Here is a 25,873-nt window from a genome sequence, read left to right as displayed (position 1 = left end):
CCGGCTTCCGGGCGCCGCAGTTGTTTGTTGACGACCCTCAGCGTGCGAAGGAGCCGAGTCCCGCCATCCGCAGCCCGATATTGACGAGACTCACGCGCTTGAGCCGGCGCACATCCGACAGTGCGAACCACTGCGCGCGGTCGGTGGTTCCCTCGGTCTCGTTGCGCAGGGTCCCGCCGGTGACATGGGCACGGTAGACGATCCGGAGTGCCTGTAGCGGGAGATCAGACCCAGGCACGAGGCGTCGGTGCGCGGGGATCACGCGCGAGTGGATGCCAAGAAGCTCGTCGAGCGCGACCCGGTACCCGGTCTCTTCGTGGACTTCACGGCGAGCGGCAGCATCCGGACTCTCCCCGGGTTCGAGACCCCCGCCGGGAAGGGTCCACCCCGAGGCGCCGCTCTCGTTCCAGTGGGCGAGCAGCATGCGCCTGTCGTCGTCGATGACGATCGAGTACGCAGCGACCCGCAGATCCATGGATTCACGATACGGGAGCCACGGGCAGCTTCTCCTGCATGCGAGACCGGAACGTGGCGTCCGCGCGGCGCGGCGCAAGCCGCCCTCGCTCACCCAGAATCGGTAGAACGAGGTCGCCGAACGCGGCGACATCCCGCGTGCCGAACACCGGCTCGATGAGGAACCCGTCGAGCCCGGTGCTGGCCGCAAGCTCCTCCACGCCGTCCGCGACCTCGGTCGGGTCTCCGACCAGCCGAAACCCGCGCGTGCCGCGCCCCCGCAGCTCGTCGAGGATCTCGCGAACTGTCGGGGCGGGGCGGTCGGCGCTGCCGAGGAATCTCTCGATGTTGCTGGTGCCCATTTGTCCGATGGGTCCGCCGGCATCGAGCACCTGGTGGAGGGTCTGGTCAGGGTCGAGGGTCCGTAGGTCGATTCCGGTGTTTCCCGCATAGAGGGTCGCAACCACATCGTCGGTCTGCATCCGGTCGAATTCGTCGGCAAGCTCGCGGGCCTCGGCGGAGGTCTCGGCAACGATCGCGGTGAGACCCGCCATCGTCACGAGCGCCGTGGTTCGCCCCGCTTCACTCGCGCGACGGTGCAGGTCGGCGACAGCGGATGCCGTGTGGGTCGGCGTGGTCGCCTGGACGAACACGCACTCGGCGTGCCGAGCAGCGAAAGCCCGGCCGGCCGGCGAGGTTCCCGCCTGGAAGAGCAGCGGTGTGCGCTGAGGCGTGGGCGGGGCGCCGTAGTATCCGCGCGAACGGTAGTGGTCACCCTCGTAGACCACGCGATGGATGCCGGACCGCTGCGCGTACACGCCGGATGCGCGATCGGCGACGAGCGCGTCGTCACTCCAGGCATCCTCCCAGTACCGCCGCGCAAGCGAGACGTACTCCTGGGCCATCGCGTACCGGGTGTCGTGCGCGACCATCTCGTCGTGCCCGAAGAGTTCGGCAACCGCATTCTGCGATGCGCCGGTGACGATGTTCCAGCCGATCCTCCCGCCCGAGATCGCGTCGAGGGTCGAGAAGCGGCGAGCGAGTTGGACGGGGTGATCGATTCCCGTCGTCGCGGTGACGACGAACCCCAGCTCTGAGGTTTCCCGCATGAGGACCGGCAAGAGTGTTGCGGGGTCGTACCCCGAGAAGTTGATGCCGTGCGCGACGGCATCAGCGCTGATGTCGTCGCCGACGATCGGGTATCCATAGCCATCGGCGAAGAAGAGGAAGTCGAACCCGGTAGCATCCATCACCTTTGCCAGGCGCACCCATCGGTCGGGGTCGGCGAACTCGATCGAGTCGCTCAGCGGATGCGGCCAGCTCAGCGTGCCACCGACCTGCGGGCCGTAGACCTCGAAGACACCGAATCGCAGTGCCGACACATCCGCTCCCTTCGCCGCGCACACACGTGCCGTGGTGACGCAACGCTACGCGCCAGCTGTTACGCGCGCGTGACGCTGCGCAAGAGGCGGGAGGGCCTCGGGAAGAAGAAACTGTGGAGCCTAGGAGATTCGAACTCCTGACATCCTGCTTGCAAAGCAGGCGCTCTACCAACTGAGCTAAGGCCCCGGGGCGTGCGTGGGGCTACCAGGACTTGAACCTGGGACCTCTTCATTATCAGTGAAGCGCTCTAACCGCCTGAGCTATAGCCCCGTACGCTGTCGGCGCTTCGCGCCGTCAACCTCCAAGACTTTACCGGACGCGGTGCCATTTCACGAATTCGGGCGGCGGCTGCCTCCAGCTCGCGAGCGGGTGGTCCGGAACGTCACCCGGACGACAGGTTCGCTTAGCCCAACCTTCATTGCCCCGCACGGTCGTCGGTTGTTGACTGAGCCTCGTGACCGACACGACACATCCTCATGAGCCGCACGCAACCGGTGTGAGTCAGAAGCTCAATTGGCTGCGGGCGGGAGTCCTCGGCGCCAACGACGGCATCGTCTCCGTCGCGTCCCTTGTCGTCGGTGTCGCCGGCGCAACGACCGAGACGCCCGCCCTGTTGCTCGCCGGTGTGGCGGGACTGGTCGGTGGCGCGATCTCGATGGCGCTCGGGGAGTACGTATCGGTGAGCAGTCAACGCGATAGCGAACGAGCGCTTATCGCGAAGGAGCGACGCGAGCTCGTCGAGATGCCAGCCGAGGAACTCGAAGAGCTGACCCAGCTCTACCAGGAGCGCGGGCTCAGCAGAGACACCGCCGAACGGGTGGCGGAGGAACTCACCGCGCACAACGCGCTGGCTGCCCACCTCGAGGTCGAGCTGCACATCGACGAGGACGACCTCGTGAACCCGTGGCAAGCCGCCTTCTCGTCGGCCGTCGCCTTCACGCTCGGCGCGCTCCTGCCGCTCCTGGCCATCCTGCTGCCCCCGCCGGAGTGGCGGGTGCCGGTCACGGTGGTCGCGGTGCTCATCGCGCTGGCAGTCACCGGGTCGATCTCGGCGCGGCTAGGTGGCGCGTCGCAGGGACGGGCGGTCATCAGGCTCGTGATCGGTGGTGCTCTCGCTCTCGCTGCGACCTATGCGATCGGCACCCTCCTCGGCACCACCGTGGTCTGACCGAACGTCGGAACGGTCGAACCCCGTCGCGCCGGCGACATCCTCGAATCAGTTGGACGTGAAGCCGACCAGCAGCCCGCCGGTCACCTTGACGGCGAGGTTGTAGATTCCCGCGACGACCGCCCCCATGACCGTGACGACCACGAGGTTCAGGATCGCCACGATCGCCGAGAACGCGAGCACCTGGGGCAGCGAAAGCACCGCCGAGACAGAGAAGCTGCCATCGGTGAAGCTGCCGATGAACTCATCGGCCTGCGAGATCAAGCCGGTCGTCTGCAGGATGAGGTAGATCAGCACGAAGAAGACAACGGTCGCGATCGCGATCGCCACGGCCGCGAGAAACGACAGTTTCACGGCCGACCAGAAGTCGACGTACACCAGGCGCAGGCGCACCTGCTTGGTCGTCGTCTTGCTGGATTTCTTCGCGAGTTTGTCGGCAACCGTCGTCATGCGTCGGGACTTCCTTCAAGATTCTGGGGGGAGGCGGCGTCATCCGACGCATCCGTGGCCGCAGCTACCTCTGCCACAACCCGCTCTCCGTTACGCGCGACCGCGATGATGCGATCCTCGTCATCGGGGCGGGCGAAGACGACACCCATCGTGTCGCGACCCTTGGCGGGGACCTCGGCCACGGCAGAGCGTACCACCTTGCCGCTGGCAAGAACCACCAAGACCTCGTCGTCCTCCGAGACGATGAGTCCGCCCGCGAGGACCCCCCGATCCTCGGTCAACTTCGCGACTTTGATGCCCAGACCTCCGCGACCCTGCTCGCGATACTGTGCGACATCGGTGCGCTTGGCATAGCCACCCTCGGTCACGACGAAGACGTATCCCTCATCTCGGGCGACGGATGCCGACAGCAAACAGTCATCGCCGCGGAAAGACATGCCCTTGACGCCCTCGGTGGCCCGTCCCATGGGGCGAAGGGCAGCATCCGTCGCCGCGAATCGCAGCGACATGCCCTGCCTGCTGATGAGGAGGATGTGGTCGTCCTCGTTGACGAGCATCGCGGAGGTCAGCTCGTCGCCGGCTTCGCCATCCTCACCGCCGCGAAGCTTGATGGCGATGACCCCGCCCTGACGGTTGGTGTCGTATTCGATCAGCCGCGTCTTCTTCACGAGGCCACTGCGGGTGGCGAGCACCAGGTACGGTGCCGCCTGATAGTCGCGGATGTCCAGGATCTGGGCGATCTCCTCTTCGGGCTGCAAGGCGAGGAGGTTCGCGACGTGCTGACCCTTTGCATCCCGACCCGCCTCAGGAACCTCGTACGCCTTGGCCCGGTAGACGCGACCCTTGTTCGTGAAGAAGAGCAGCCAGTGGTGAGTGGTTGTCACGAAGAAGTGCTCGACGACGTCGTCCGCGCGTAACTGCGCACCCTTGACGCCCTTGCCCCCGCGGTGCTGCGACCGGTAGTTGTCGCTGCGCGTGCGCTTGATGTAGCCGGCACGGGTGACCGTGATGACCATCTCTTCTTCAGGGATGAGGTCCTCGACCGACATGTCGCCGTCGTAGCCGGGCATGATCTCGGTACGTCGCTCATCGCCGAAGCGCTCGACTATCGCGGTGAGTTCGTCGCGGATGATGGAGCGCTGGCGCATCGGATCGGCGAGGATCGCCTGGAAATCCAGGATCTGAGCCTCGAGCTCAGTCGCCTCGTCGATGATCTTCTGTCGCTCGAGCGCGGCGAGTCGGCGAAGCTGCATCTGCAGGATCGCGTCGGCCTGGATGTCGTCGATCTCGAGCAGGTCCTTCAGGCCCTCGCGGGCATCGTCGACGGTCGCAGAACGACGGATGAGCGCGATGACCTCGTCGAGCGCATCGAGCGCCTTGAGATAGCCGCGCAGAATGTGCATCCGCTCTTCGGCCTTGCGCAACCGAAAACGGGTGCGCCGGACGATGACGTCTACCTGATGATCGATCCAGTAGCTGATGAATCCGTCGAGGGGCAGGGTGCGCGGAACCCCGTCGACGATCGCGAGCATGTTCGCGCCGAAGTTCTCCTGCAGCTGCGTGTGCTTGTAGAGATTGTTGAGCACGACCTTCGCCACGGCATCGCGCTTGAGCACGATGACCAGACGCTGTCCGGTGCGACCCGAGGACTCGTCACGGATGTCGGCGATGCCCGTGATCTTGCCCTCGCGGGCCAGGTCGCCGATCTTCACCGCGACGTTGTCGGGGTTCACCTGATACGGCAGCTCGGTGATGACCAAGCAGGTGCGTCCCTGGATCTCCTCGACGTTGACCACGGCGCGCATCGTGATCGATCCGCGTCCGGTGCGGTAGGCGTCCTTGATGCCCTTCGTGCCGAGAATCTGCGCGGCTGTCGGGAAGTCCGGACCCGGGATGCGCTCCATGAGCGCCTCGAGCAGTTCCTCGCGCGTGGCCTCGGGGTGCTCGAGCGCCCAGAGGGCGCCGGCGGCGACCTCGCGCAGGTTGTGCGGCGGGATGTTCGTGGCCATGCCCACCGCGATTCCCACCGAGCCGTTGACGAGCAGGTTCGGGAACCGCGCCGGAAGGACGATCGGTTCCTGAGTCTGGCCGTCGTAGTTGGGCTGGAAATCGACGGTCTCTTCTTCGATGTCGCGGACCATCTCGAGGGCCAGCGGCGCCATCTTGGTCTCGGTGTACCGAGGGGCAGCGGCACCCTGGTTCCCGGGGGTGCCGAAGTTGCCCTGCCCGAGGGCCAAGGGGTAGCGCAGCGCCCAGGGCTGCACGAGCCGCACGAGGGTGTCGTAGATGGCGGAGTCACCGTGGGGGTGGTACTGACCCATGACCTCGCCGACGACACGGGAGCACTTCGAGAACGACTTGTCGGGACGGTATCCCCCGTCGTACATGCCGTAGATGACGCGGCGGTGCACGGGCTTCAGGCCGTCGCGGACATCGGGCAGGGCGCGCCCGACGATGACGCTCATCGCGTAGTCGAGGTACGAGCGCTGCATCTCCAGCTGCAGGTCGACCTGGTCGATGCGACCGTGGTTGTGCACGGGCTCGGGGCGTTCTTCGGCTGCCATCGCTGTCTCTACTTCGTCGCTGTACTGTCGTCGCTCGCTCAGATGTCCAAGAACCGGACGTCTTTGGCGTTTCGCTGAATGAACCCGCGGCGAGACTCAACGTCCTCGCCCATGAGGATGGAGAAGATCTCATCGGCAGCGGCCGCGTCATCGATGGTCACCTGCCGCAGCGTTCGGGTCTGCGGATCCATCGTCGTCTCCCACAGCTCCTCGGCGTTCATCTCACCGAGACCCTTGTAGCGCTGGATGGCGTTGTCTTTGGGAATCCGCTTGCCGGCAGCGGTGCCCTCTGCCAGGAGAGCGTCGCGCTCCCGGTCGGAGTAGACGTACTCGTGCGGCGAGTTCGACCACTTCAGTCTGTACAGCGGGGGCTGCGCCAGGTACACGTATCCGGCTTCGATGAGCCCGCGCATGTAGCGGAACAGCAGCGTCAGCAGCAGCGTCGTGATGTGCTGCCCGTCGACATCGGCATCCGTCATCAGCACGATCTTGTGATAGCGGGCCTTCGTGATGTCGAAATCCTCACCGATGCCCGTGCCGAACGCGGAGATCATCGCCTGGACCTCTTTGTTGCCCAAGGCCCGGTCCAGCCGCGCGCGCTCCACGTTGAGGATCTTCCCGCGCAGAGCCAGGATCGCCTGCGTATGGGGGTCGCGCCCGCCGACGGCGGAGCCGCCCGCGGAGTCACCCTCGACGAGGAAGATCTCGCTGATGGACGGGTCCTTCGAGACGCAGTCCTTGAGCTTGTCGGGCATGGCTGCCGATTCGAAGACGCTCTTGCGCCGCGCCGTCTCGCGGGCCTTCCTGGCGGCCAGTCTCGCGGTGGCGGCGTCGATCGCTTTCCGGATGACGTTCTTCGCCTGTGCGGGATTACGGTCGAGCCAGTCGGTGAGCTGGTCGCCCACGACTTTCTGGACGAACGCCTTGGCCTCGGTGTTGCCGAGCTTCGTCTTGGTCTGACCCTCGAACTGGGGCTCGGAGAGCTTCACGGAGATGACGGCGGTCAGTCCCTCGCGGATGTCCTCACCCGTGAGGTTGTCATCCTTCTCTTTGAGCAGTCCCTGTGCTCTGGCGTACCGGTTCACCAGAGCCGTGAGCGCCGCGCGGAAACCCTCTTCGTGCGTGCCGCCCTCGTGCGTGTTGATGGTGTTCGCGAATGTGAACACATTCTCGGTGTAGCTCGTGGTCCACTGCATCGCGAGCTCGAGCGAGATGTGACGGTCGGTGTCTTCCGACTCGACCTCGATGATCTCGTCGTTGACGACCTCCGTCTTGCGGACCTTGTTCAGGTACTCGACGTAGTCGACGAGCCCCCGTTCGTAGAGGAAGTCATCGTGGGGCTGTGTCGGCGTGGATGCGCCTGACTGGTCATCCACCACGTACGCGGAGTCGGGTCGTTCGTCGCGCAGAGTGATGCGCAGGCCCTTGTTGAGGAAGGCCATCTGCTGGAAGCGCGTCCGAAGGGTGTCGTAGTCGAAGTGGACCGTGTCGAAGATGCCCGGATCCGGCCAGAACGTGATCGTCGTGCCCGTCTCGTCGCTCGGCTCCCCTTTCTGGAGCGGAGCCAGGGGGGTGCCGCCGTCACGGAAGGACTGTCGCCAGACGAAACCTTGACGCTTGACCTCGACCTCGAGGCGCGTCGAAAGCGCATTGACGACCGAGGATCCCACTCCGTGCAGGCCGCCCGAGACGGCGTATCCGCCGCCGCCGAACTTTCCTCCCGCGTGCAGGACCGTGAGCACCACCTCGACGGTCGACTTCCCTTCCGTGCGGTGCATGTCGACCGGGATGCCACGACCGTTATCGACCACACGAACAGCGCCGTCTTCGAGGATCGTGACGGTGATCGTGTCGCAGTAACCGGCGAGAGCCTCGTCGACGGAGTTGTCGACGATCTCGTACACGAGGTGATGAAGACCGCGTTCACCCGTGGAGCCGATGTACATGCCGGGCCGCTTGCGCACCGCCTCAAGTCCTTCCAGGACTTGGATCGCATCCGCCCCGTACTCGTTCTGGACCTTGCCGGAGTGCGCCAGCTGCGGATCTTCGGGAACGCTTTCAGGGACTTCTGAGGGCATAGTGAGAGGCGCTCCACATCGACGATCGGACTAGCGAGCAGTCTATCAACTCTGCGTCTTGTTCACGCGCTCTACGGGGCTGTGGCGCGATGAAAGTCCTCGGGATGTCCCGCGAGGTGGGTCAGCCGTAGGTATCGCGCGGACCACGGCCTGGAACGGCTCTGGGACCCCATTTCCAGGAGGGGACGTCCGGGCCGATGAACCGTACGCTCTCGACACCCGCGTCCGGATAGCGCCGAAGGATCTCGGTGAGGATCTGGGAGCGCATGAGCTGCAGCTGACGCGCCCAGGCCGTCGAATCGGCCTGCACGGTGAGAATCCCGTCGGTGAAGCCCACGGGCCTGGTGTGCCGGGCAGTCTCTGCTCCCGCCACCTCGTTCCAGGTGCGCACCACGTCCTCACGTGCGAGTTGAGCATCCCAGCCAGCCTCCCGGGTGAGGTCGGTCAGCACGTCGGCGACACCTCTCGGGTCGCGGCCCGGCGTGAAGGGCTCGTTCTCGTCGTCGACACGACGCCGGCGCCGCCGGGCCACGCGAGCGGTCGGAGCAAGACCGCGCAACCGCAGATAGGTCGCGACGGTCTCGGGAACGGCGGGTGCGGCATCAGCCGCCGGGGTGGTCACGACCCGGCCCCCGATACCGGGCCACTGGCCGCCAACGTCCCGGCCTCGACGCGCACGGTTCCCACGCGAAGTGCAGGCGGCACATCCTGCTCCACGGCGGCCGTCACAATCACCTGTTCGAACTCGCCGACGATGTCGGCCAACCGGGTGCGGCGGCCGGCGTCGAGTTCGGCGAACACGTCATCGAGGATGACGATCGGGTCACCGAGCTGTGATTCGGCCCGAAGCAGGTGCGCGGATGCGATCCGTAGTGCCAGCGCCAACGACCAGGACTCCCCGTGAGAGGCGTACCCGCGGGCGGGAAGGCCACGAAGGGAGAGCAGCAGATCGTCGCGGTGCGGTCCGACCAGATTGACGCCGCGCTCCAACTCGGATGCGCGCTTGTCCCGAAGCGCGCGGCGGAATCGCTCGTACAGATCCCCCGTGTCAGCGGGATCGACGATGCGCTCTTCGTCGTCCGGATCTGCCCCATCCACCGACAGCACCCACCGCGCATCGGGTGCGTGGTCGGCTCCCGCGATCGCTGCGTACGCCGTCGCGATCGGTTCCGCCAGATCTCTCACGAGCGCTTCCCGCGCCCGGATGATGTCCACGCCGAGCGCGACCAGCTTGTCGTCCCAGACATCCAACGTCGGCAGCGCCTCGCTGCCCAGACGGCGAGCGCGTGCCGACTTCAACAGCGCACCGCGTTGCTTGAGCACCCGGTCATAGTCGGCCAACGTCGCCGACAGCCGCGGGTAGCGCTGCACGAGGAGCTGGTCGGCAAAGCGCCGGCGGGCGCCCGGGTCACCGCGGACGATCTGCAGGTCCTCGGGTGCGAACAACACGACCTGGGCATATCTGCCGAGTTCTCCCGTACGCACGGTCGACCCGTTGACCTGCGCACGGTTGGATCCCTGCCGGTTGATCTGCACGTCCACGCTCAGCCGTCGCTCACCGTGTGCGAGCCTGGCACGTACGATCGCGAACTCCGCACCGTCACGCACGAGCGGGGCATCGCTTGAGACACGGTGAGATCCCGCCGTGGCCAGATACGCGACGGCCTCGGCCAAGTTGGTCTTTCCCTGCCCATTGCTTCCGACCAGTACCGTCGGGCCGCTCGAGAGCTCGAGATCGGCGCAAGCGTAATTACGAAAGTCTGTAAGACTCAGCCGCTCGACGATCATCGGTACAGGGTATCCGGCGCCGGCGACGCGAGAACCGCGTCGCCGGTCAGCGCAGGAGCAGGTTCGGCTGCAACAGGTACTTGAACGAATCCTCACCCGCGCGGTCGACGGAGGTCTGCGCCGTGATGAGGACGGGGCTGAGCTTGTTCGCGTTGTCACTCGAGGTGAATGTCACACGCGTGAACTCGCTGCGGACGGCGCCGAGCGCCTCGAGCAGATACTGAGGATTGAGGCCGAGGGTGACGTCATCGCCGAGGAGAGTGGCGTCGACGGACTCTGTCGCGCGCGCCTGCTCGGTTCCGGCGGCATCCATCGAGACACCTTCCGCCCCGAAGGTGAACCGCAGCGGCGCCGACCGGTCGAGCACAAGCGAGACGCGGCGAACTGCTTCGGCGAACTCCGCGGTGTTCACGACCGCGTGGTGCTCGGTCTGCTCCGGGAAGAGCCGGCGCACAGGAGGGAAATTCCCCTTGATCAGGAGCGACGTCACCGTCTTGTTGCCCGCGGTGAAGGCGATGATCTCGCGGTCGCCGCTTCCGGAGAACGCGATCGAAATCTGTCCCGAGTGGGCAAAGGTCTTGCCGACTTCGGTGAGCGTGCGGGCGGGCACGAGGGCCGTCGCGCCCTCATCGGATGCTCCGCCTCCTGCATCCCACGAGATCTCGCGCAGCGCGACCCGGTACCGGTCCGTCGCGACAAGGCTGAGTCGGTTCCCGGCCACTTCGAGCTGCACACCGGTGAGCACGGGCGTGACGTCATCGCGCGACGCCGCAAAGGCCACCTGCGAGATGGCCGTCGCGAACTCGTCGGCGGGGACCAGACCGGATTCACCGGTGACCTCCGGAATGGCCGGGTACTCGGCCACTGGCATGGATGCCAGCGTGAACTTCGCGGATCCGCAGGTCAGGAGGATGCCGCCGTCGTCGTCGACGCGGACGGTGATCGGTGCGTTCGGGAGCCGGTTGGCGATCTCGGAGAGGAGCCGGCCGTGCACGAGGATCGTTCCCGAATCTTCGACGGTGGCATCGATGCGCGTGCGCGCCGACGCTTCGTAGTCGAAGGCGGACAGCGAGAGCCCGTCGGCACTGGCTTCTATCAGGATGCCCGCGAGGATCGGCTGCGGGTTGCGTTGTGGCAGGAGCTTGACGACGAACGACACAGCCTCGCTGAACACATCGCGGTTGACTTCGAACCTCACGCGCGCTCCCTCGACATCCGGTTGGGCTCTCCCATGCTAGTGCCCTGCTGTCTTGTGACCTCAAGGGGTCTGTGTCGATACGCCGGAGCCGAGGCCAGCAACCCAAGGTCATCGAACCGGATTCATCTCAGGGAAGTATTCGTCATGGTGTTAACCCCTGTGGGAACTGTGGATGACTCACGCGATCCCTTGTGCCGCACGGAAACCACATTCGTGTCATTTGTGGATGGGCTGCGGAGGATGCGTGTGAGTGACCATCGTCCACGCCGCGGTCGCCGCGCATGTTCCACAGGAGCACGGGACCTCACTCACAGCTGGAGCGGTGGCGTCCACACTTATCCACAAGTTATCCACACTGTGGGGAACGCATATTTTGGGGCCGGTGAAGACTCACTGTCAAGTGAGAATCCATGAGCTTCCTATGAGCCCGCGGGTTGTGACACGGATGCCGGTGTCAGCGCCCGTTGCGGCCGAGCTGCGCCGTGATCTCGGAGACCTGGTTGTAGATCGAGCGGCGTTCCTTCATGAGGTCGCTGATCTTCTTGTACGCGTACATGACTGTCGTGTGATCGCGATTGCCGAAGAGCTGTCCGATCTTGGGGAGAGAGAGGCTTGTCCGCTCCCGGCACAGGTACATCGCGATCTGGCGCGCGGTAGCCACCGCCTGAGATCTACTCGATCCATAGAGGTCGTCGACCGACAGCTTGAAGTAGGCGGCGGTGGCCGCGATGATGTCGGTCGGTGAGACGACGTTGGCGTCATCCTGATCGATGATGTCGCGCAGCACGGTCTGGGCGAGGGAGATGTCCAGACTCGACCGGTTGAGGCTCGCGAACGCGGAGACCCGGATGAGGGCGCCTTCGAGCTCCCGGATGTTGGACGAGACGGCGGTGGCGATGTACTCGAGCACGTCGTCGGGAATGTGAAGACGCTCGCTCTGGGCCTTCTTGCGCAGAATCGCGATGCGGGTCTCGAGGTCAGGCGCCTGCACATCGGTGATCAGACCCCATTCGAACCGGCTTCGCATCCGGTCCTCGAACCCGGTGAGGTGCTTGGGCGGCACGTCGCTGGTGATCACGACCTGCTTGTCGTGGTCGTGCAACTGGTTGAACGTGTGGAAGAACGCCTCCTGCGTCTCCGCGCGCCCCTGCAGGAACTGGATGTCGTCGATGAGCAGGATGTCGACATCCCGGTACCGCGCCTGGAATGCCGCACCCCGGTTGTTGGCGATCGAGTTGATGAAGTCGTTCGTGAACTCCTCGCTCGAGACGTAGCGCACCTTGATACCGGCGTACAGGCTGATCGCGTAGTCACCGATCGCATGGAGGAGGTGCGTTTTCCCCAGCCCCGAATCGCCGTAGATGAAGAGGGGGTTGTACGCCTTGGCGGGAGCTTCCGCCACGGCGACGGCAGCCGCGTGCGCGAAGCGGTTGGACTGGCCGATGACGAAGTTGTCGAACGTGTACTTGGGATTCAGTCGTGTGTCTGTGCGCGACGAGGTCGTGGTCGTCTCGACCGTCTCGTCGCTGCTGCGGTGGACGGATGCTGTCGCCGGCGCGGCCAGGGGCATGACAGCGCTCATCTGGGACTCGGCGAGGTCGGGGTTGACCACGACACGGAACGCGGAGACGCTTTCACCGTTTCCGTCGTCGGCGTGCGCGAGAGCTTCGAGGATCGGTGCCCGCATCCGCTTGTTGATCTGCGCGGCGGTCAGCTCGTTCGGCACATCCAGGTAGAGCGTGCCACCCATGACTCCCTGCGCGACAGCGAGATTGAGAAACCCTTCGAGCTGCGGAGTGATCCGTTCGTCGGTGCGCAGGAACTCCAGCGCAGCCGTCCAGATCGGGACATCCGGAATCTCCTGGCTCGACATAGCCCCCCTCAGGCGTCAGCAGCGTCGGTGCGGCGAGCCCGTCCCCGGCTGTGGATAACTTTCGGAGCAACGGTAGTCAGCGGCATCCTTCAGCGCAAAATCAACTGTAGACGGGTGGGGCGTGTCGTCTCCAGGTGGTGGATGACGCTGGGGATAATGTGCGGGCACTGCCGGCCGGTTTGAGTTCGCGGCCCGCTCGACGTACCCTTAGTCGGTTGACTTGTGCCCTTGTGGCCGTCCCCGATTCATCGTCCCGGTGTGAGCATCCCGGCGACACCACATCCGGAAGTGATCTCATGAGCAAGCGTACGTTCCAGCCCAACAACCGCCGCCGCGCCAAGAAGCACGGCTTCCGTGCCCGCATGCGCACCCGCGCCGGCCGTGCCATTCTCTCGGCACGCCGCGCCAAGGGTCGCAGCGCGCTTTCGGCCTGACGTCACAGTGCTCGCGCGCGCGCACCGGATCACCCGGGGCGCGGACTATCGTTCCGTCGTCCGCCGGGGTCGCCGGTGTGTGGCTGCGCACATCATGAGCTACACGGCCGTGTCCGCGGATGCCGATCCCGTGCGGTTCGGCTTCATCGTGAGCAAGCAGGTCGGATCGGCCGTGACCCGCAATACGGTGCGCCGACGTCTCAAGGCGATCAGTGCCGGCCTCATCGATGAGATCCGCCCGGGCTCGCAGGTCGTCATCCGTGCATTGCCGGCGGCAGCGCGGGCCCCCTACGACGTTCTCGCCGACGATGTCGCACGGTGTCTCACGGGGGAAAAGCGATGAGCGAACTCCCCTCCTACGCCCTGGGTCAGGCACAACTGGATTCCGCAGATCTCGCGCGGGCGCTGCCACTGCTGCCTCGGAACACTGTTCTGGCCTTGCTGCATGGGTATCGCGCGACGATCTCCCACCTTTATGGCGACGTGTGCCGGTACTATCCGTCGTGCTCGGCCTACGCCGTGGGAGCCGTGCAACAGCACGGCGCTCTCAAGGGAGCGGTGCTCACGGCGGCGCGGCTGGGTAGGTGTCATCCGTGGGCGAAGGGTGGCGTCGATGATGTTCCGCCCCACGATCACTTCCGATTCGATCTCACCCGGCACGGGTTCGTCGTGCCACGCAGAAAGGACTGATCCTTGCTGGATCTCCTCACCAGTGCGACTCCCGCCCCGACCGAGCCGGCCGCGGGCGGTGGTTTCGACCTGTTCGGCATCATTCTGTGGCCGCTCAAGTGGGTCGTCGAGCTCGTCCTCGTCTTCTGGCACTGGCTGTTCACGGCGATCGGCATGCCGCCGGCCGAGGGCATCACCTGGGTGCTCTCGATCGTGGGCCTTGTCGTTGTGGTCCGCGCAGCGCTGATCCCGCTGTTCGTCAAGCAGATCAAGTCGCAGCGGAAGATGATGGAGATCGCGCCGGAGCTGCGCAAGATCCAGGACAAGTACCGCGGGAAGAAGGATCAGCTCTCTCGTGAAGCGATGAGCCGCGAGACGATGGGGCTGTACAAGAAGCACGGCACGAGCCCGGTGTCCGGGTGCCTGCCGTTGCTGGTGCAGATGCCGATCTTCTTCTCGCTGTACTCCGTGCTCAGCGACGTCTCCCGTCACGCGCAGGCAGGTATCGGCGGTGTCGGTCTCCTGAACGAAGAGCTGACGCAGCAGTTCTACGATGCGTCGCTGTTCGGAGTCGCCTCGCTCCACGAGACGCTCATCGATGCCTGGAACGCGGGCAACACCCCGGCCGTGATGATCCTCGTGGTTCTGGTCATCCTGATGATCGCCTCGCAGTTCTTCACGCAGCTGCAGATCATCTCGAAGAACCTCTCCCCCGAGGCGAAGACGGGCCAGGCATACCAGATGCAGCGCATCATGCTCTGGGTCCTCCCGTTTGCCTTCGTGTTCTCGGGCGTCTTCTTCCCCCTCGGCGTCGTGCTGTACTGGTTCACCAGCAACATCTGGACGATGGTTCAGCAGTTCATCGTCATCCGTGAGATGCCGACCCCGGGGTCCGAGGCGGCGAAACAGCGCGAGGAGCGGCTGGCTCGCAAGGGCAAGGCGATCGACTCGAGCGGCAAGATCGTTCCGATGGAGAAGTATCTCGCCGAGCAGCAGCGACTGCTCGAGGAGGCCGAGCGGGCGAAGGCTCAGGCCCCGAAGCGTGAACAGCCCATGAGTAAGCAGCGGGCGAAGAAGCAGGGCCAGCGGCCCGCCGGAGGGGCGAACCCTCGACCGCAGAATCCGCGACCCAAGGGCAGCGCGACCGGGGGCTCTTCGCCCTCCCCGGAATCGAACAAGTAGAAACACGAGGGTGGACATGACCACGACCCCCGACACCGCTTCCCCGCGGTCAGAAGCGAGCATCGAAGAGCTGGAGCAGGAAGGCGACGTCGCCGCCGACTTCCTCGAGGGCCTTCTGGATATCGCCGACATCGACGGTGACCTGGCGCTCGACGTCCGTAACGGTCGCGCCTATGTTTCGATCGAACAGGAAGCCGGCGATCGGTCCGGCGGGCTCGCGCTGCTGTCCGAACCGACGACGGTGCAGGCCTTGCAGGAGCTGACGCGCATCGCTGTTCAGAATCAGACGGGACGGTTCTCGCGGCTCATCCTGGACATCGGAGGTTCGCGGGACACGCGCCAGCGAGAACTCGATGCCCTGGTCGACCGCGCCGTCGCACGTCTCGAGGAGGGTGCGTCTCAGGCGTCCCTCCCCCCGATGTCGAGCTACGAGCGCAAGCTCATCCACGATCTGGTCGCAGAGCGAGGGCTCGTGTCCGAGTCATACGGCGAAGGCGCCGACCGCCACACCGTCATCCGCCGTGCCTGAGCGCCGCGCGTTTCACGTGAAACATCGATGACGACTCTCGAGCGCGAACCGGCGGTAGCTGCGTCCCTCTTCGGTGAGCACCTGGATCGTGCTCGATCGTTCACCGCTGCGCTGGCGGAGGAGGGTGAGACACGGGGCCTGATCGGTCCGCTCGAACTCCCGAGACTGTGGACACGGCACATCCTCAACAGTGTCATCGCCGCACCTCTCTTCCACGGCCGGGCAGCCGACATCGGATCGGGAGCGGGGCTTCCCGGGATCGTGTTGGCGATCGCTCGCCCGGATGTCGAATGGACACTCGTCGAGCCGATGGAGCGCCGGGTCGCGTGGTTGAACGAGCAGGCGCTGTCCCTGGGCCTCGACAACGTCACCGTCGTTCGGTCGCGCGCGGAGGAGTGGTCTCCCCAGGAACCGGTGGACGTGGTCACGGCGCGCGCCGTGAGCGCGCTGCGCACCCTCATCCCGATGACCGCGCCGCTGGTCCGGCCGGGAGGGGAGCTCGTGCTCTTCAAGGGTCGCGGCGCGGAGGCGGAGCTGGATGCCGCGCAGAAGCAGATCCGGCGGTTCGGCCTCACCGGGATTGAGGTCCTCACCCTCGGAGAGGGCGTCCTGGATGAATCGACCCGTGTGGTTCGAGCCGTTGTCCGAGCCTGAGGCGAACGTCACGACTCGCGTTTCACGTGAAACATGTGCCGCCGAGAGGTGTTCGCGCACCGAGCGCGTCGGACGCCGAGCATAGAGTGGAGAAGCCCTTGACCCGATCGGAGCGTTTCACGTGAAACACGACGAGGACCCCGCAACGGACTCGTTCTACGACACCCCGTTGGCACGCGAGCTCGCCGATCTCACGGCCCGGCGCCGCGCGCTCGATGCGATGCCCCTGCAGTACGACGGCAGGCGTCGCATCTTCACTGTGTCCAACCAGAAGGGCGGGGTCGGGAAGACGACGTCGACCGTGAACCTCGCCGCCGCGTTCGCTCACATGGGTGCGACGGTGCTGGTCATCGACCTCGACCCGCAGGGCAACGCATCCACGGCGTTGAGCATCCCGCATAACGCGGAGACACCCAGTGTCTACGACGTCCTCGTCGAGGAGCGTCCGTTGTCCCAGGTCGTCCAGCAGAGCCCCGAGTCCCCTCGGCTCTACTGCGCCCCCAGCACCATCCACCTTGCAGGTGCAGAGATCGAGCTGGTGTCGCTGGTCGCTCGCGAGCGCCGTCTACGGGCCGCACTCGAGAAGTACCTGTCGAAGAAGGGCGCGGACATCGACATCGTGCTGATCGACTGCCCGCCGTCGCTCGGACTCCTCACGATCAACGCCTTCACGGCTGCCGACGAGGTGCTCATCCCGATTCAGTGCGAGTACTACGCCCTTGAGGGTCTCAGTCAGCTCATGGGTACTGTCGGGATGATCCAGAAGCACCTCAATCCCACTCTGACACTGTCGACGATCCTGTTGACGATGTACGACGGACGCACGAGATTGTCGCAGCAGGTCGCCGACGAGGTCCGCGCCCATTTTCCGGAGCAGGTGCTGCGAACGGTCATCCCCCGGTCCGTGCGCATCTCGGAGGCGCCGAGTTTCGGGCAGACCGTCATCGCCTACGATGGGCAATCGGTCGGAGCTGTCGCCTATCGCGAAGCGGCCGTCGAGATCGTGCAGCGCGATGGTCGACCGGATGCCGAAGCTGCGGCATCCGACACGGGTGATGACGAGAAGGAGGCCTGATGGCCAAGAGGACGGGACTCGGGCGCGGAATCGGTGCCCTCATCCCCACCGCCGATCAGGGGGAGAGTCGTCCCGTCGACGTGTTCTTCCCTGAGGCGCCGCCCGCAGAAGACCTCGTGGCCGTGCCGGGCGCGCGGCTGATCCACATCGACCCGAACACGATCGTGCCCAATCCGCGCCAGCCGCGGACGAACTTCGATCCCGATGAACTGGCCGAACTCGTTCACAGTGTGCGTGAGTTCGGCGTGCTTCAGCCCGTCGTCGTGCGCGACCGGGGCGATGGCACGTATGAGCTCATCATGGGTGAGCGGCGCACGCGAGCTTCCCGTGAGGCGGGCCTTGCCTCCATCCCCGCGATCGTCCGGGAGACAGCTGATGAGCACCTGCTGCGCGACGCGCTGCTCGAGAACCTCCACCGCTCGCAACTCAACCCGCTAGAAGAGGCCTCCGCGTATCAGCAGCTGCTCGAGGACTTCGGGATCACGCAGGAGGAACTCGCCGGCCGTATCGGGAGATCCCGTCCGCAGATCAGCAACACCATTCGCCTGCTCAAGCTGCCCATTCCGGTGCAGCAGCGCGTAGCCGCGGGTGTCATCAGTGCCGGCCACGCGCGCGCGATCCTCTCCGTCGACGATGCGGACGCCATGGCACGCCTCGCCGACAAGATCGTCAATGAGGACCTGTCAGTGCGCGAAGCGGAGGCGGCCGCGAAGGGGGTCGCATCCGCCGGACGTAAGCCGGCGAAGCCGCAGGCCGGTAGCCGGCGCGGACAGCTCGACGATCTGGCGGAGCGTCTCGGTGACCGGCTCGATACGCGCGTGCGCATCACGCTGACAGCAAAGAAAGGCCAGATCAGCATAGATTTCGCGACAATCCAGGATCTCAACAGGATCCTGGCGGAGATGGGTGTCGACCGATTCGGATCGTGATCGTCCACATCGCACCGTGAGCGGGCCTCGGCGACGTACGCTGGAGGAATGACGCGCGAGAATTCGGCCCCGACCCGTCGGGCGAGCCTGGAGTTGCTCCGCGCGGAAGCCTCCGACGAGCTGTCCGTCCTGGTGGAGGAGCGCCTGCGTGCCGGCGAAGACCCGTGGGAGTTCATGGACGATCTGCCGACGGTCGATGAACTCGTGGTTCTGATGCTGCGCGCCGAGAACGTCCTCACGACGGGCCTGCCCTCGACCGGGACACGTCACTACCGGGTGCTGCGTCAGATCGCGTTGGACTATCCCCCGCTCACGCGCGCCGTCTGGCGCCTCCTGGGCTCCTCACGCCACCGCACCTGGGATTCCCTCCTGCCCGAGGTGCCCTGAACTCCTGGCCGGTGTCGCCACCACACCGGGCACAGAAAGACGGATGCCGCAGTTCCGAGGGAACCGCGGCATCCGTCTGTGGCGCGGACGCTCAGCCGATGAACTCGGCGAGGTCCTGTTCGAGAGCGTACTTCGGCTTGGCGCCGATGATGGTCGTCTTGACCTCGCCGCCCTGGAAGACCTTCATCGCCGGGATCGACGTGATCTGGTACTTCATCGCAAGGTCGGGGTTCTCGTCGACGTTGAGTTTGAGGATGGTGATCTTGTCGGGGTGCTCGGCCTGAATCTCGTCGAGCACGGGCGCGACCATGCGGCACGGGCCGCACCAGGCTGCCCAGAAGTCGACAAGAACGGGGCCGTCGGCCTGCAGGACATCCTGGTCCCAGGTGGCCGAGGTGGTGGCGGCGGCAGTCATGTGTTCTCCTTCGTCAAAGCGTTCACGTGTGGAAACGCGTCAGTATGGCGGATTGTTCCGGCCCGAATCCTGGCCCTCAGGCCAACGCTTCGTCGGGGATGTTGACGGGCTGTTCGGGTAGGGGGTCGGTGGTGTTTTCGAGGAGGGCTGCGAGGTAGTGTTCGACGTCGAGGGCGGCGACAGCTCCTGATCCCGCGGCGGTGACGGCTTGCCGGTAAGTGGGGTCGATGACGTCGCCGGCGGCGAACACGCCCGGGAGTGATGTCCGGGACGAGCGGCCGTCGAGGCGGATGGTGCCGTCGTCGGTGAGGTCGAGGACGCCGTGGACGAGGTGGGTGCGGGGGTCGTGACCGATCGCGACGAAGATCCCGTCGAGGGCGAGTTCGGATGTTTGGCCGGTGACGGTGTCGCGCAGGGTCACGCCGGTGACCTGGTCGCCGCCGGTGATGTCGATGATCTCGCTGTTGAAGACGAACTCGATCTTCTCGTTCCCGAAGGCGCGATCTTGCATGATCTTCGAGGCGCGCAGTTCGTCGCGGCGGTGGATGATGTACACCTTGGAGGCGAACTTGGTCAGGAAGGTGGCTTCTTCCATTGCGGAGTCTCCGCCGCCGACGACGGCGATGGTCCGCTCGCGGAAGAAGAACCCGTCGCAGGTCGCGCAGTACGACACGCCACGCCCGGAGTAGGTCTTCTCGCCCTCGATGCCGAGCTTGCGGGGAGCGGAGCCGGTCGCGAAGATCACCGCGTGGGCCTCGTGCACGGTGCCGGAGCCGAGTGTGACCGACTTCACCGCGCCGTCCAGCGACACTGACACGACGTCGTCGTACACGATCTCGGCGCCGAACTTTTCTGCCTGGGCCTGCATTTTCGCCATCAGGTCAGGGCCCATGATGCCGTCGGGGAAGCCGGGGAAGTTCTCCACCTCGGTGGTGTTCATCAGCTCTCCGCCGGCCTCGACAGAACTGGCGATCACCAGCGGCTGGTGCCCACCACGGGCTGCGTAGATCGCCGCCGTGTACCCGGCAGGGCCCGACCCGATGATGATGACATTGCGCATGAGCGACCCTTCGTTAAGGTTCTGGATGCCTCAACACATGGTATCTGCGGCGCATTCCCCCCCACCCGGGCGGGAGGGGGCGCGTTCACCGTCGAGAAGGGAAACGTTCACCGTCGAGCAACGAGCCGGCGAACGGTCTGCCATGCGGTTGTCAGTTCGGGGACCCGGAACAGTCCGAGGATGCCCACGTACACCACCAACGCGACGGTGCCGATGAGCGCCGACCCCAGGGCGCCGGTGAGCTGGTTCTCCACCATCCATCCGGTCTCGGCCCCCGAGAGCACGTACACACCCCAGCCGACCAGTCCCGCCGGCGCAGCAGCCGCGGCGAACACGGCCAGCGCCGGCATCCACTGTCGCATTCCGATACGAGAGAGGCGACGGCGCAGCATCCAGGTCGCAAGCCCGAGCTGCACGCAGACAGCGAGGGACTGCCCGAGCGCGATGCCGGCCGTCACGAACGCCGTCGGGAGCGAGAGCGCGAGCACCGCCGTGATCATTACGACACCGGCCTGGACGAGTGTGAAGAGGAAGGGGGTGCGGGTGTCGTTGTAGGAGTAGAAGACCCGGCCGATGACGAAGAGCACGGTCTGCGGGATGAGACCGACCAGAAACGCCAGCAGCACCCACGACGCGTCCACGGCCCCACCGGCGGTTGTCGTGAAGATGCGCGACGCGGGCACCGCGGCCGCAGCCAGCACGGCTGTGGAGATCACCATGAACAGCCCGAGAAGACGGATGCTGCGCGCGATGTCCGCACGCACGTCCTCGTCCCGGCCGGCTGCGGCGTGTTCACTCAGTTGCGTGAAGTAGGCGGTGCCGATCGAGAGGACGAACACCGAGAACGGCAGCATGTAGAGCAGCCAGGCATTGGCGGCGACCGTGGCCGCGGGGGCCTCACCAGAGACGACCGACATGACCTGGCTTTGGACGATGCCGGCGATCTGGCCCACGACGACCATGAGGAACGTCCATCCGGCCAGGCGCCCGATGTTGCGCAGACCGACGCCTCGCCACGCGAAGTCGGGGCGCAGGTGCAGGCCCGATCGCACCCAGAAGACCATGAGCACGGCGGCTTGGGCCACGATGCCGAAGGTCGCGGTGCCGGCGAGAACGGCGATCATGGTGGGCGTCCAGTCCGCGACCTCCGTGACGGGACCGCCGAAGAGCGCGATGAAGGCACCGAACCCCGCGATCGAGACGATGTTGTTGGCGATCGGAGCCCAGGTGAACGGACCGTAGACGCGCCGGGCGTTGAGGATCTCGCCGAGCAGCGCGTACAGCCCGTAGAAGAGCAGCTGCGGGATGCACCAGTACGCGAACGCCGTCGCGAGGGCCAACTGATCGGGGGTGAATCGTGAGGCGTACAGCTGCACGAGAAGGGGCGCGGCGACCGTGCCGACCGCGGTCGTGACGACGAGGGCGACGGTGCCGAGCGTGAACAGCTTGGAGATGAAAGCGCGGCCGCCGTCGGCGTGCGAGGCCGCCTGCACGATCTGGGGCACCACAACAGCCGTCAGCAGGCCCGTCGAGATGATCGCGTAGAGGTTGTTCGGAAGCTGATTGGCGACGGTGAAGGCGTCGGCTGCCCGGCTTCCCACAGCACCGACGGCGGCGACGAGCACGACCGAACGCAGAAAACCCGTGAGCCGGGACACGAGTGTGCCGGCGGCGATGAGGGTGCTCGCGCGCCCGATGGAACTCACGACTGCTCCTCCTGTGCCGCTGGCGCGTCGGCGTCAGGGCGGCGCCGAATCCGCCGGACCGTCCGAATGACGCCGATCGAGAGGAATGCCGCGGCGAGCACCGACAGCACGATCAGACCGATCGTCTCCCAGTCGGCTCGAACGTTCACCTCGAGCTGCTCGTCGGATCCGATCCGTACTCCCGTCGGGCTCGTCAGCCACAGCTCGACGTCGACGGTGCCGCTTCCCACTCGCGCCTTCACCGGAAGCGATGCGCGCGTGCTCTGCTCCGGGCCGATCGCCACAACGGTGTTCTCCGCCACCTCGAGGCGCAGATCGTTGCTGTGCGCGTGCAGGGTGACCGTGACCGGATACGGGAGGTCGTTGCGGATCCCCACCGGAATCTCGGCATCCGCCGCGACGAGCTGGATCGGGCTCGGCGGCAGGATCGCGACCGACGACAGCGTCGCCTGCGTCCTGTCGGCGTGGTCGGTGAGGGCATCGCGCCACTGCGCGTCTTGGCCTGTCCACCCGAGGCTCAGCAGCTGAAGGATCTCGGCACGTTCCACGCCCGTGAGAAGGGCCGGCTCGGCGATGACGCTCGCGAAGGCGTCGATGCGGCGTTCGCCCTCCAGCAGAGCGGGGATGGCATCCACACGCCTGGTCGAGAGGGGCTGATCGCCGACGGCGACCTCGCCCGGTGCGAGCCCGACGAGTGTCCCGAGCGTGAGGGGGCGGGCACCCGGGAAGGACTGGGCGGCGTCGATCGCCGCGCGAAGCGCCACGGCGGTCCGGTCCGGGTCGCGCTCGAGCGCGACGATCGTGGTTCCGCCCGTCACGGGCAGCTGTTCCAGGGCGGAGGCCTCGGCGATGGCTGCCGCGCGCAGGATGCTGTCGCTTGCCGACGCGGCGGCGGACAGCGCGGCGCTCAGTTCGGCATCCGCGATGAGCAGGCCCGCTCCGCCGGAGACGCCGCGCGCGGGCGCCGGGACACGGACAGCGTCGGTGGTGGTGAGGGTCAGCGCGCCGTTCGCTCCCAGCGCCGCCACGATCTCGGGCGTGACGGCCTCCGGCCACCAGATCGCCGCGGTCGCGCCGACGTCGAGGAGGTGGTCGAGCGTCGGCAGCCCGGATTCATCCGCGTCCGCCTCCGAGGCGGCCGGGGTCGCGGTGGTTGTGGGTGTCGGCGACGGGGGATCGGAATCGTCGCCCGTAAAGCCGGCAGGGTCGATGTAGGCGGCAAGCGAGGTCGGCGCCAGGGGTTGGATGCCGGCGGCCACCTGAGCGGCAGGGTCAGCGTCACCGAATTGCAGCGCGAATCGCGCGTTCGGAAGCGCCTCGAGTCTGGCCAGCCAGTCGCGAGCGCTCGCCGGCGCCGTGCTGCCCAGGACGCGGATCGCGGCGGGGATCGCGGGATCGATCCCGAGGATCGCGTCAGTGCCCTGCACTCCCGTGAGCGCCGCGGTCAGTGATCCGTCCTCGGCCGTGAGCCCGGCCAACTGGTCGGCACTGAGCAGACCTCGACCGGTCGCGGGGGCTGTGAGGGGGACGATGACCGCGACATCCGTGGTCGCTGCGGCGGGGACGACGAAAACGGATGCCGATCGCAGCGTGAGCCCCGTCGAGGTCACCGTTGCCAGCACGGGGTACACGCCGGGCACCCGGTCGGTGAGCACGGGATCATCCGCTGCCACGCGCACGATCGCGTTCACGCGCTCGCCGGGGGCAGCCCCGTCGAGCGACGCCGTGCCGACGACGGTCGGGGCTCGCTGTCCCGAGGGGGATCTGAGCCAATCGTCGATCTCGGCCCGGGTCGACAGCGGATCGGTGCCCACCGAGACGGTGGCCGCTGCCGCCGTCAGCGGCGAAGTTCCCGCGTCAAGTCCGATCGAGACCGCCAGCGAGTCGCCGGGCGAGACGATTCCGCCGGCCAGCGGCGCCGCCACCAGCTGCGGGTCGGTGGCTGTCGGGCTCGGTGTCGGTGTCGTGGCCGCCGCCGCAGGTGCCGCACCCGACGCGAGCGCCGACGAGGCCACGAGCACCGCGATCCCGAGGGCGGCTGCCATCCGTTGCACCAGACCGACGAGCCCGGTGCGAGGGCGCGGTGCACGACGGCCGTTGGGCACGGATGCGGGGACTGGGGTGGGCGCGGTCATGTCGTGTCGCGGGACGACCGCTGATCGTGCGGATCCCGCCGGAATTCTACGGTCCGCGCCTTCGAGCATCCCGCAGGCCGTCCGCGCTTGAATGGATCCGTGACGATGCCCCTTCATCCGGATCCTGTGATCTGCGCCGCCCTGGCCGCCGACCTGACCGCCGCCGGCTTCACGGCACCGGCCCTCCGGGAGGCGTGGGGGACGGCCGGTGATGACGCGATCGGACGGGGCCTGCGGGCCCCGGCACTGCGGGCGCTGGGTCACCGTGACGACCCGCTCGCGATCCTCGCGCGCCTGCTCGGACTCGGGGTGACGCAACCGATCGGCGCCGTGGACGCAGCTCTGCCGCGCGCAGGCGCCGCGGGGCTGGTCGCCTTGGGCCTGGCCGACGCGAACGCCGGGGCGGTCGTCCCCCGGGCGCTCGTGCGCCCGCAGGAGTGGGACGATGGCGCGGATGCCGAGACCGGTCAGTGGTGGATCGCGAGCGACCTCGACGAAGCAGCCCTGGGCGCCGCGCTGCCCACCGACCACGTCCTCGGGGTCGGCGGAGCCTCCCTCACCCTCGCCGGTCTGCAGCTGCCGACCCGCGCCCATCGAGTACTGGATCTCGGCACCGGATGCGGCATCCAGGCGCTGCGGGCCCGCCGGTACGCCGACGAGGTCGTCGCGACCGACATCTCTCCGCGCGCACTCGGTTTCGCGCGGCTGACCGCCGCGCTCAATGGCGTCGACGGGATCGACGTGCGTCGCGGCAGCCTCTTCGACCCGGTCGCCGGTGAGCGCTTCGACCGCGTCGTCTCGAACCCGCCGTTCGTGATCACCCCCCGTGGGGCGACGGCGGAGGGCGTTTCAGCGCCCGCCTACGAATACCGTGACGGCGGTGCGGTCGGTGACGACCTCGTGAGGCAGGTCGTCTCGGGTGTGGCGGACGTGCTCGCAGAGGGCGGCACCGCGCAGTTGCTCGGCAACTGGGAGTACCGGGAAGGCAGCGACGGGCTCGCACGCGTGCGTGAGTGGGTGGAGTCGGCATCCGTCCCGATGGATGCGTGGATCATCGAGCGGGAGATCCTCACGCCGCTGGACTACGCCATGTTGTGGGTGCGCGATGGCGGAATGCAGCCCGGTTCACCGGACTACAGCGCTCTCATCGACCTGTGGCTGCAGGACTTCGCGGCACGCGGGGTGACCGGCATCGGCTTCGGGTACGTCCTGCTGCGGCGCCCCGGCCCGGGCACGTCACCGCTCGCTCGCTACGAACGCGTGAGCTCGCCCGCTCCGCAGGACGGCCTCGGGGCGGACCTGGCCCGCGCGCTTGCGGTGCATGATCGCCTGGGTCCCCGTGACGACATGGCGCTGGCGGCATCCGTCTTCACGACCGCGCCCGATGTCACCGAAGCGCGCCACTTCGTGCCCGGCGCCGAGGATCCCACGGTTATCGAGCTGCGTCAGGGCCGGGGTTTCGGTCGGACGCTCGGCGCCGACCCCGGGCTCGCGGCGCTGGTGGGCGCGTGCGACGGCGACCTTCCGGTGGGGGTGCTCATCGACGCGATCGCCGAACTGCTCGAGGTGGATGCTGCCGCCCTCCGCGCCGACCTGCTGCCGCGGGTGCGCGAGCTGGCGTTCCTCGGTTTCCTCGACCCCCTCGACTGAGCCCGGCCGCGCGATATCCGCCCGGGACCGGGAGCGCTGCGGTGTGCTCTTGTGGGGCCGGGAGCGCAGCGGACTCACCAGACGACCGGTGCC

At 66.7% G+C, this 25,873-nt stretch carries 24 protein-coding genes and 2 tRNA genes; 11 read left to right on the top strand and 15 right to left on the bottom strand.

Features of this window, described 5'->3' with window-relative positions; genetic code table 11:
* Positions 1-37 precede the first annotated feature (37 nt).
* From AC3ENO_RS05475 to AC3ENO_RS05460, 4 genes are all read right to left on the bottom strand, one after another.
* Positions 38-475 carry an NUDIX hydrolase gene (locus AC3ENO_RS05475; RefSeq protein WP_434969591.1) on the bottom strand — a complete coding sequence of 146 codons (438 nt, stop codon included), beginning with the start codon at positions 473-475 and terminating at the stop codon, positions 38-40.
* 4 nt (positions 476-479) lie between these two features.
* Positions 480-1,835: an NtaA/DmoA family FMN-dependent monooxygenase gene (locus tag AC3ENO_RS05470; protein WP_434969590.1), complete on the bottom strand. Its 1,356-nt coding sequence runs from the start codon at positions 1,833-1,835 to the stop codon at positions 480-482.
* Between the two features lie 114 nt (positions 1,836-1,949).
* Positions 1,950-2,022: transfer RNA gene (locus AC3ENO_RS05465), tRNA-Ala, on the bottom strand.
* A gap of 10 nt (positions 2,023-2,032) precedes the next feature.
* Positions 2,033-2,106: transfer RNA gene (locus AC3ENO_RS05460), tRNA-Ile, on the bottom strand.
* A gap of 184 nt (positions 2,107-2,290) precedes the next feature.
* Between AC3ENO_RS05460 and AC3ENO_RS05455 the strand changes: the two genes are divergently transcribed.
* A complete protein-coding gene (locus AC3ENO_RS05455; RefSeq protein WP_434969589.1) occupies positions 2,291-3,004 on the top strand; it encodes a VIT1/CCC1 transporter family protein in 714 nt (237 codons plus the stop codon).
* Between the two features lie 48 nt (positions 3,005-3,052).
* Here the strand turns inward: AC3ENO_RS05455 and AC3ENO_RS05450 are convergent, their stop codons facing one another.
* The 7 genes from AC3ENO_RS05450 to dnaA all read right to left on the bottom strand — a co-directional run bounded on the left by AC3ENO_RS05450 (position 3,053) and on the right by dnaA (position 12,832).
* The gene (locus AC3ENO_RS05450; protein WP_434969588.1) at positions 3,053-3,454 is read right to left on the bottom strand and encodes a DUF3566 domain-containing protein; all 402 of its coding nucleotides are present in this window, start codon (positions 3,452-3,454) and stop codon (positions 3,053-3,055) included.
* Complete coding sequence (gene gyrA / locus AC3ENO_RS05445) at positions 3,451-6,018, bottom strand: DNA gyrase subunit A (protein ID WP_434969587.1); 2,568 nt, start codon at positions 6,016-6,018, stop codon at positions 3,451-3,453. The genes AC3ENO_RS05450 and gyrA overlap by 4 nt, the downstream gene beginning before the upstream one ends.
* Positions 6,019-6,056: 38 nt before the next feature.
* The gene (gyrB, locus tag AC3ENO_RS05440) at positions 6,057-8,096 is read right to left on the bottom strand and encodes a DNA topoisomerase (ATP-hydrolyzing) subunit B (protein WP_434969586.1); all 2,040 of its coding nucleotides are present in this window, start codon (positions 8,094-8,096) and stop codon (positions 6,057-6,059) included.
* A 121-nt stretch (positions 8,097-8,217) separates the two neighbouring features.
* Positions 8,218-8,718, bottom strand: coding sequence for a DciA family protein (locus tag AC3ENO_RS05435; protein WP_434969585.1), 501 nt, complete (start codon positions 8,716-8,718; stop codon positions 8,218-8,220).
* Entirely contained in the window at positions 8,715-9,884 is a 1,170-nt protein-coding gene (gene recF, locus AC3ENO_RS05430) for a DNA replication/repair protein RecF (RefSeq protein ID WP_434969584.1), read from the bottom strand. The genes AC3ENO_RS05435 and recF overlap by 4 nt, the downstream gene beginning before the upstream one ends.
* 46 nt (positions 9,885-9,930) lie before the next feature.
* Positions 9,931-11,082: a DNA polymerase III subunit beta gene (dnaN, locus tag AC3ENO_RS05425; protein ID WP_434969583.1), complete on the bottom strand. Its 1,152-nt coding sequence runs from the start codon at positions 11,080-11,082 to the stop codon at positions 9,931-9,933.
* Between the two features lie 454 nt (positions 11,083-11,536).
* The gene (gene dnaA / locus AC3ENO_RS05420; protein ID WP_434969638.1) at positions 11,537-12,832 is read right to left on the bottom strand and encodes a chromosomal replication initiator protein DnaA; all 1,296 of its coding nucleotides are present in this window, start codon (positions 12,830-12,832) and stop codon (positions 11,537-11,539) included.
* Positions 12,833-13,251: 419 nt separating this feature from the next.
* Between dnaA and rpmH the strand changes: the two genes are divergently transcribed.
* The 9 genes from rpmH to AC3ENO_RS05375 all read left to right on the top strand — a co-directional run bounded on the left by rpmH (position 13,252) and on the right by AC3ENO_RS05375 (position 18,814).
* Positions 13,252-13,389 carry a 50S ribosomal protein L34 gene (gene rpmH, locus AC3ENO_RS05415; protein ID WP_434969582.1) on the top strand — a complete coding sequence of 46 codons (138 nt, stop codon included), beginning with the start codon at positions 13,252-13,254 and terminating at the stop codon, positions 13,387-13,389.
* 7 nt (positions 13,390-13,396) lie between these two features.
* Positions 13,397-13,732, top strand: coding sequence for a ribonuclease P protein component (gene rnpA, locus AC3ENO_RS05410; RefSeq protein ID WP_434969581.1), 336 nt, complete (start codon positions 13,397-13,399; stop codon positions 13,730-13,732).
* The gene (gene yidD, locus AC3ENO_RS05405) at positions 13,729-14,079 is read left to right on the top strand and encodes a membrane protein insertion efficiency factor YidD (protein ID WP_434969579.1); all 351 of its coding nucleotides are present in this window, start codon (positions 13,729-13,731) and stop codon (positions 14,077-14,079) included. Before rnpA ends, yidD begins: the two co-directional genes overlap by 4 nt.
* A 6-nt stretch (positions 14,080-14,085) precedes the next feature.
* Positions 14,086-15,240 carry a membrane protein insertase YidC gene (gene yidC / locus AC3ENO_RS05400; RefSeq protein ID WP_434969636.1) on the top strand — a complete coding sequence of 385 codons (1,155 nt, stop codon included), beginning with the start codon at positions 14,086-14,088 and terminating at the stop codon, positions 15,238-15,240.
* A 16-nt stretch (positions 15,241-15,256) separates the two neighbouring features.
* Positions 15,257-15,769 (top strand): Jag family protein, encoded by a 513-nt coding sequence (locus AC3ENO_RS05395; RefSeq protein WP_434969577.1) that lies wholly within the window; start codon positions 15,257-15,259, stop codon positions 15,767-15,769.
* 27 nt (positions 15,770-15,796) lie between these two features.
* On the top strand, positions 15,797-16,423 hold the full coding sequence (rsmG, locus tag AC3ENO_RS05390) for a 16S rRNA (guanine(527)-N(7))-methyltransferase RsmG (protein WP_434969576.1): 627 nt from the start codon (positions 15,797-15,799) through the stop codon (positions 16,421-16,423).
* A 121-nt stretch (positions 16,424-16,544) separates the two neighbouring features.
* Positions 16,545-17,498: a ParA family protein gene (locus AC3ENO_RS05385; RefSeq protein WP_434969575.1), complete on the top strand. Its 954-nt coding sequence runs from the start codon at positions 16,545-16,547 to the stop codon at positions 17,496-17,498.
* Positions 17,498-18,427, top strand: coding sequence for a ParB/RepB/Spo0J family partition protein (locus tag AC3ENO_RS05380; protein WP_434969574.1), 930 nt, complete (start codon positions 17,498-17,500; stop codon positions 18,425-18,427). The genes AC3ENO_RS05385 and AC3ENO_RS05380 overlap by 1 nt, the downstream gene beginning before the upstream one ends.
* 48 nt (positions 18,428-18,475) lie before the next feature.
* Positions 18,476-18,814 carry a tryptophan synthase subunit alpha gene (locus AC3ENO_RS05375; RefSeq protein WP_434969572.1) on the top strand — a complete coding sequence of 113 codons (339 nt, stop codon included), beginning with the start codon at positions 18,476-18,478 and terminating at the stop codon, positions 18,812-18,814.
* Positions 18,815-18,905: 91 nt separating this feature from the next.
* Here AC3ENO_RS05375 and trxA read toward each other — a convergent pair whose 3' ends face one another.
* From trxA to AC3ENO_RS05355, 4 genes are all read right to left on the bottom strand, one after another.
* Complete coding sequence (gene trxA, locus AC3ENO_RS05370; RefSeq protein WP_292712659.1) at positions 18,906-19,229, bottom strand: thioredoxin; 324 nt, start codon at positions 19,227-19,229, stop codon at positions 18,906-18,908.
* Between the two features lie 76 nt (positions 19,230-19,305).
* Positions 19,306-20,289 carry a thioredoxin-disulfide reductase gene (gene trxB, locus AC3ENO_RS05365; RefSeq protein ID WP_434969571.1) on the bottom strand — a complete coding sequence of 328 codons (984 nt, stop codon included), beginning with the start codon at positions 20,287-20,289 and terminating at the stop codon, positions 19,306-19,308.
* Positions 20,290-20,396: 107 nt separating this feature from the next.
* Positions 20,397-21,995: a murein biosynthesis integral membrane protein MurJ gene (gene murJ, locus AC3ENO_RS05360; RefSeq protein WP_434969570.1), complete on the bottom strand. Its 1,599-nt coding sequence runs from the start codon at positions 21,993-21,995 to the stop codon at positions 20,397-20,399.
* On the bottom strand, positions 21,992-24,130 hold the full coding sequence (locus AC3ENO_RS05355) for a DUF6049 family protein (RefSeq protein ID WP_434969569.1): 2,139 nt from the start codon (positions 24,128-24,130) through the stop codon (positions 21,992-21,994). The genes murJ and AC3ENO_RS05355 overlap by 4 nt, the downstream gene beginning before the upstream one ends.
* Positions 24,131-24,235: 105 nt before the next feature.
* Here AC3ENO_RS05355 and AC3ENO_RS05350 point away from each other — a divergent pair, with 105 nt between their 5' ends.
* Positions 24,236-25,780, top strand: coding sequence for a DUF7059 domain-containing protein (locus tag AC3ENO_RS05350; RefSeq protein WP_434969635.1), 1,545 nt, complete (start codon positions 24,236-24,238; stop codon positions 25,778-25,780).
* The last annotated feature ends 93 nt before the right edge of the window (positions 25,781-25,873 follow it).

This window comes from Microbacterium sp. bgisy207 (genome assembly GCF_057706855.1).
Note: the sequence above shows the minus strand (reverse complement) of the source record. Positions and strands in the feature narration are given on the sequence as shown.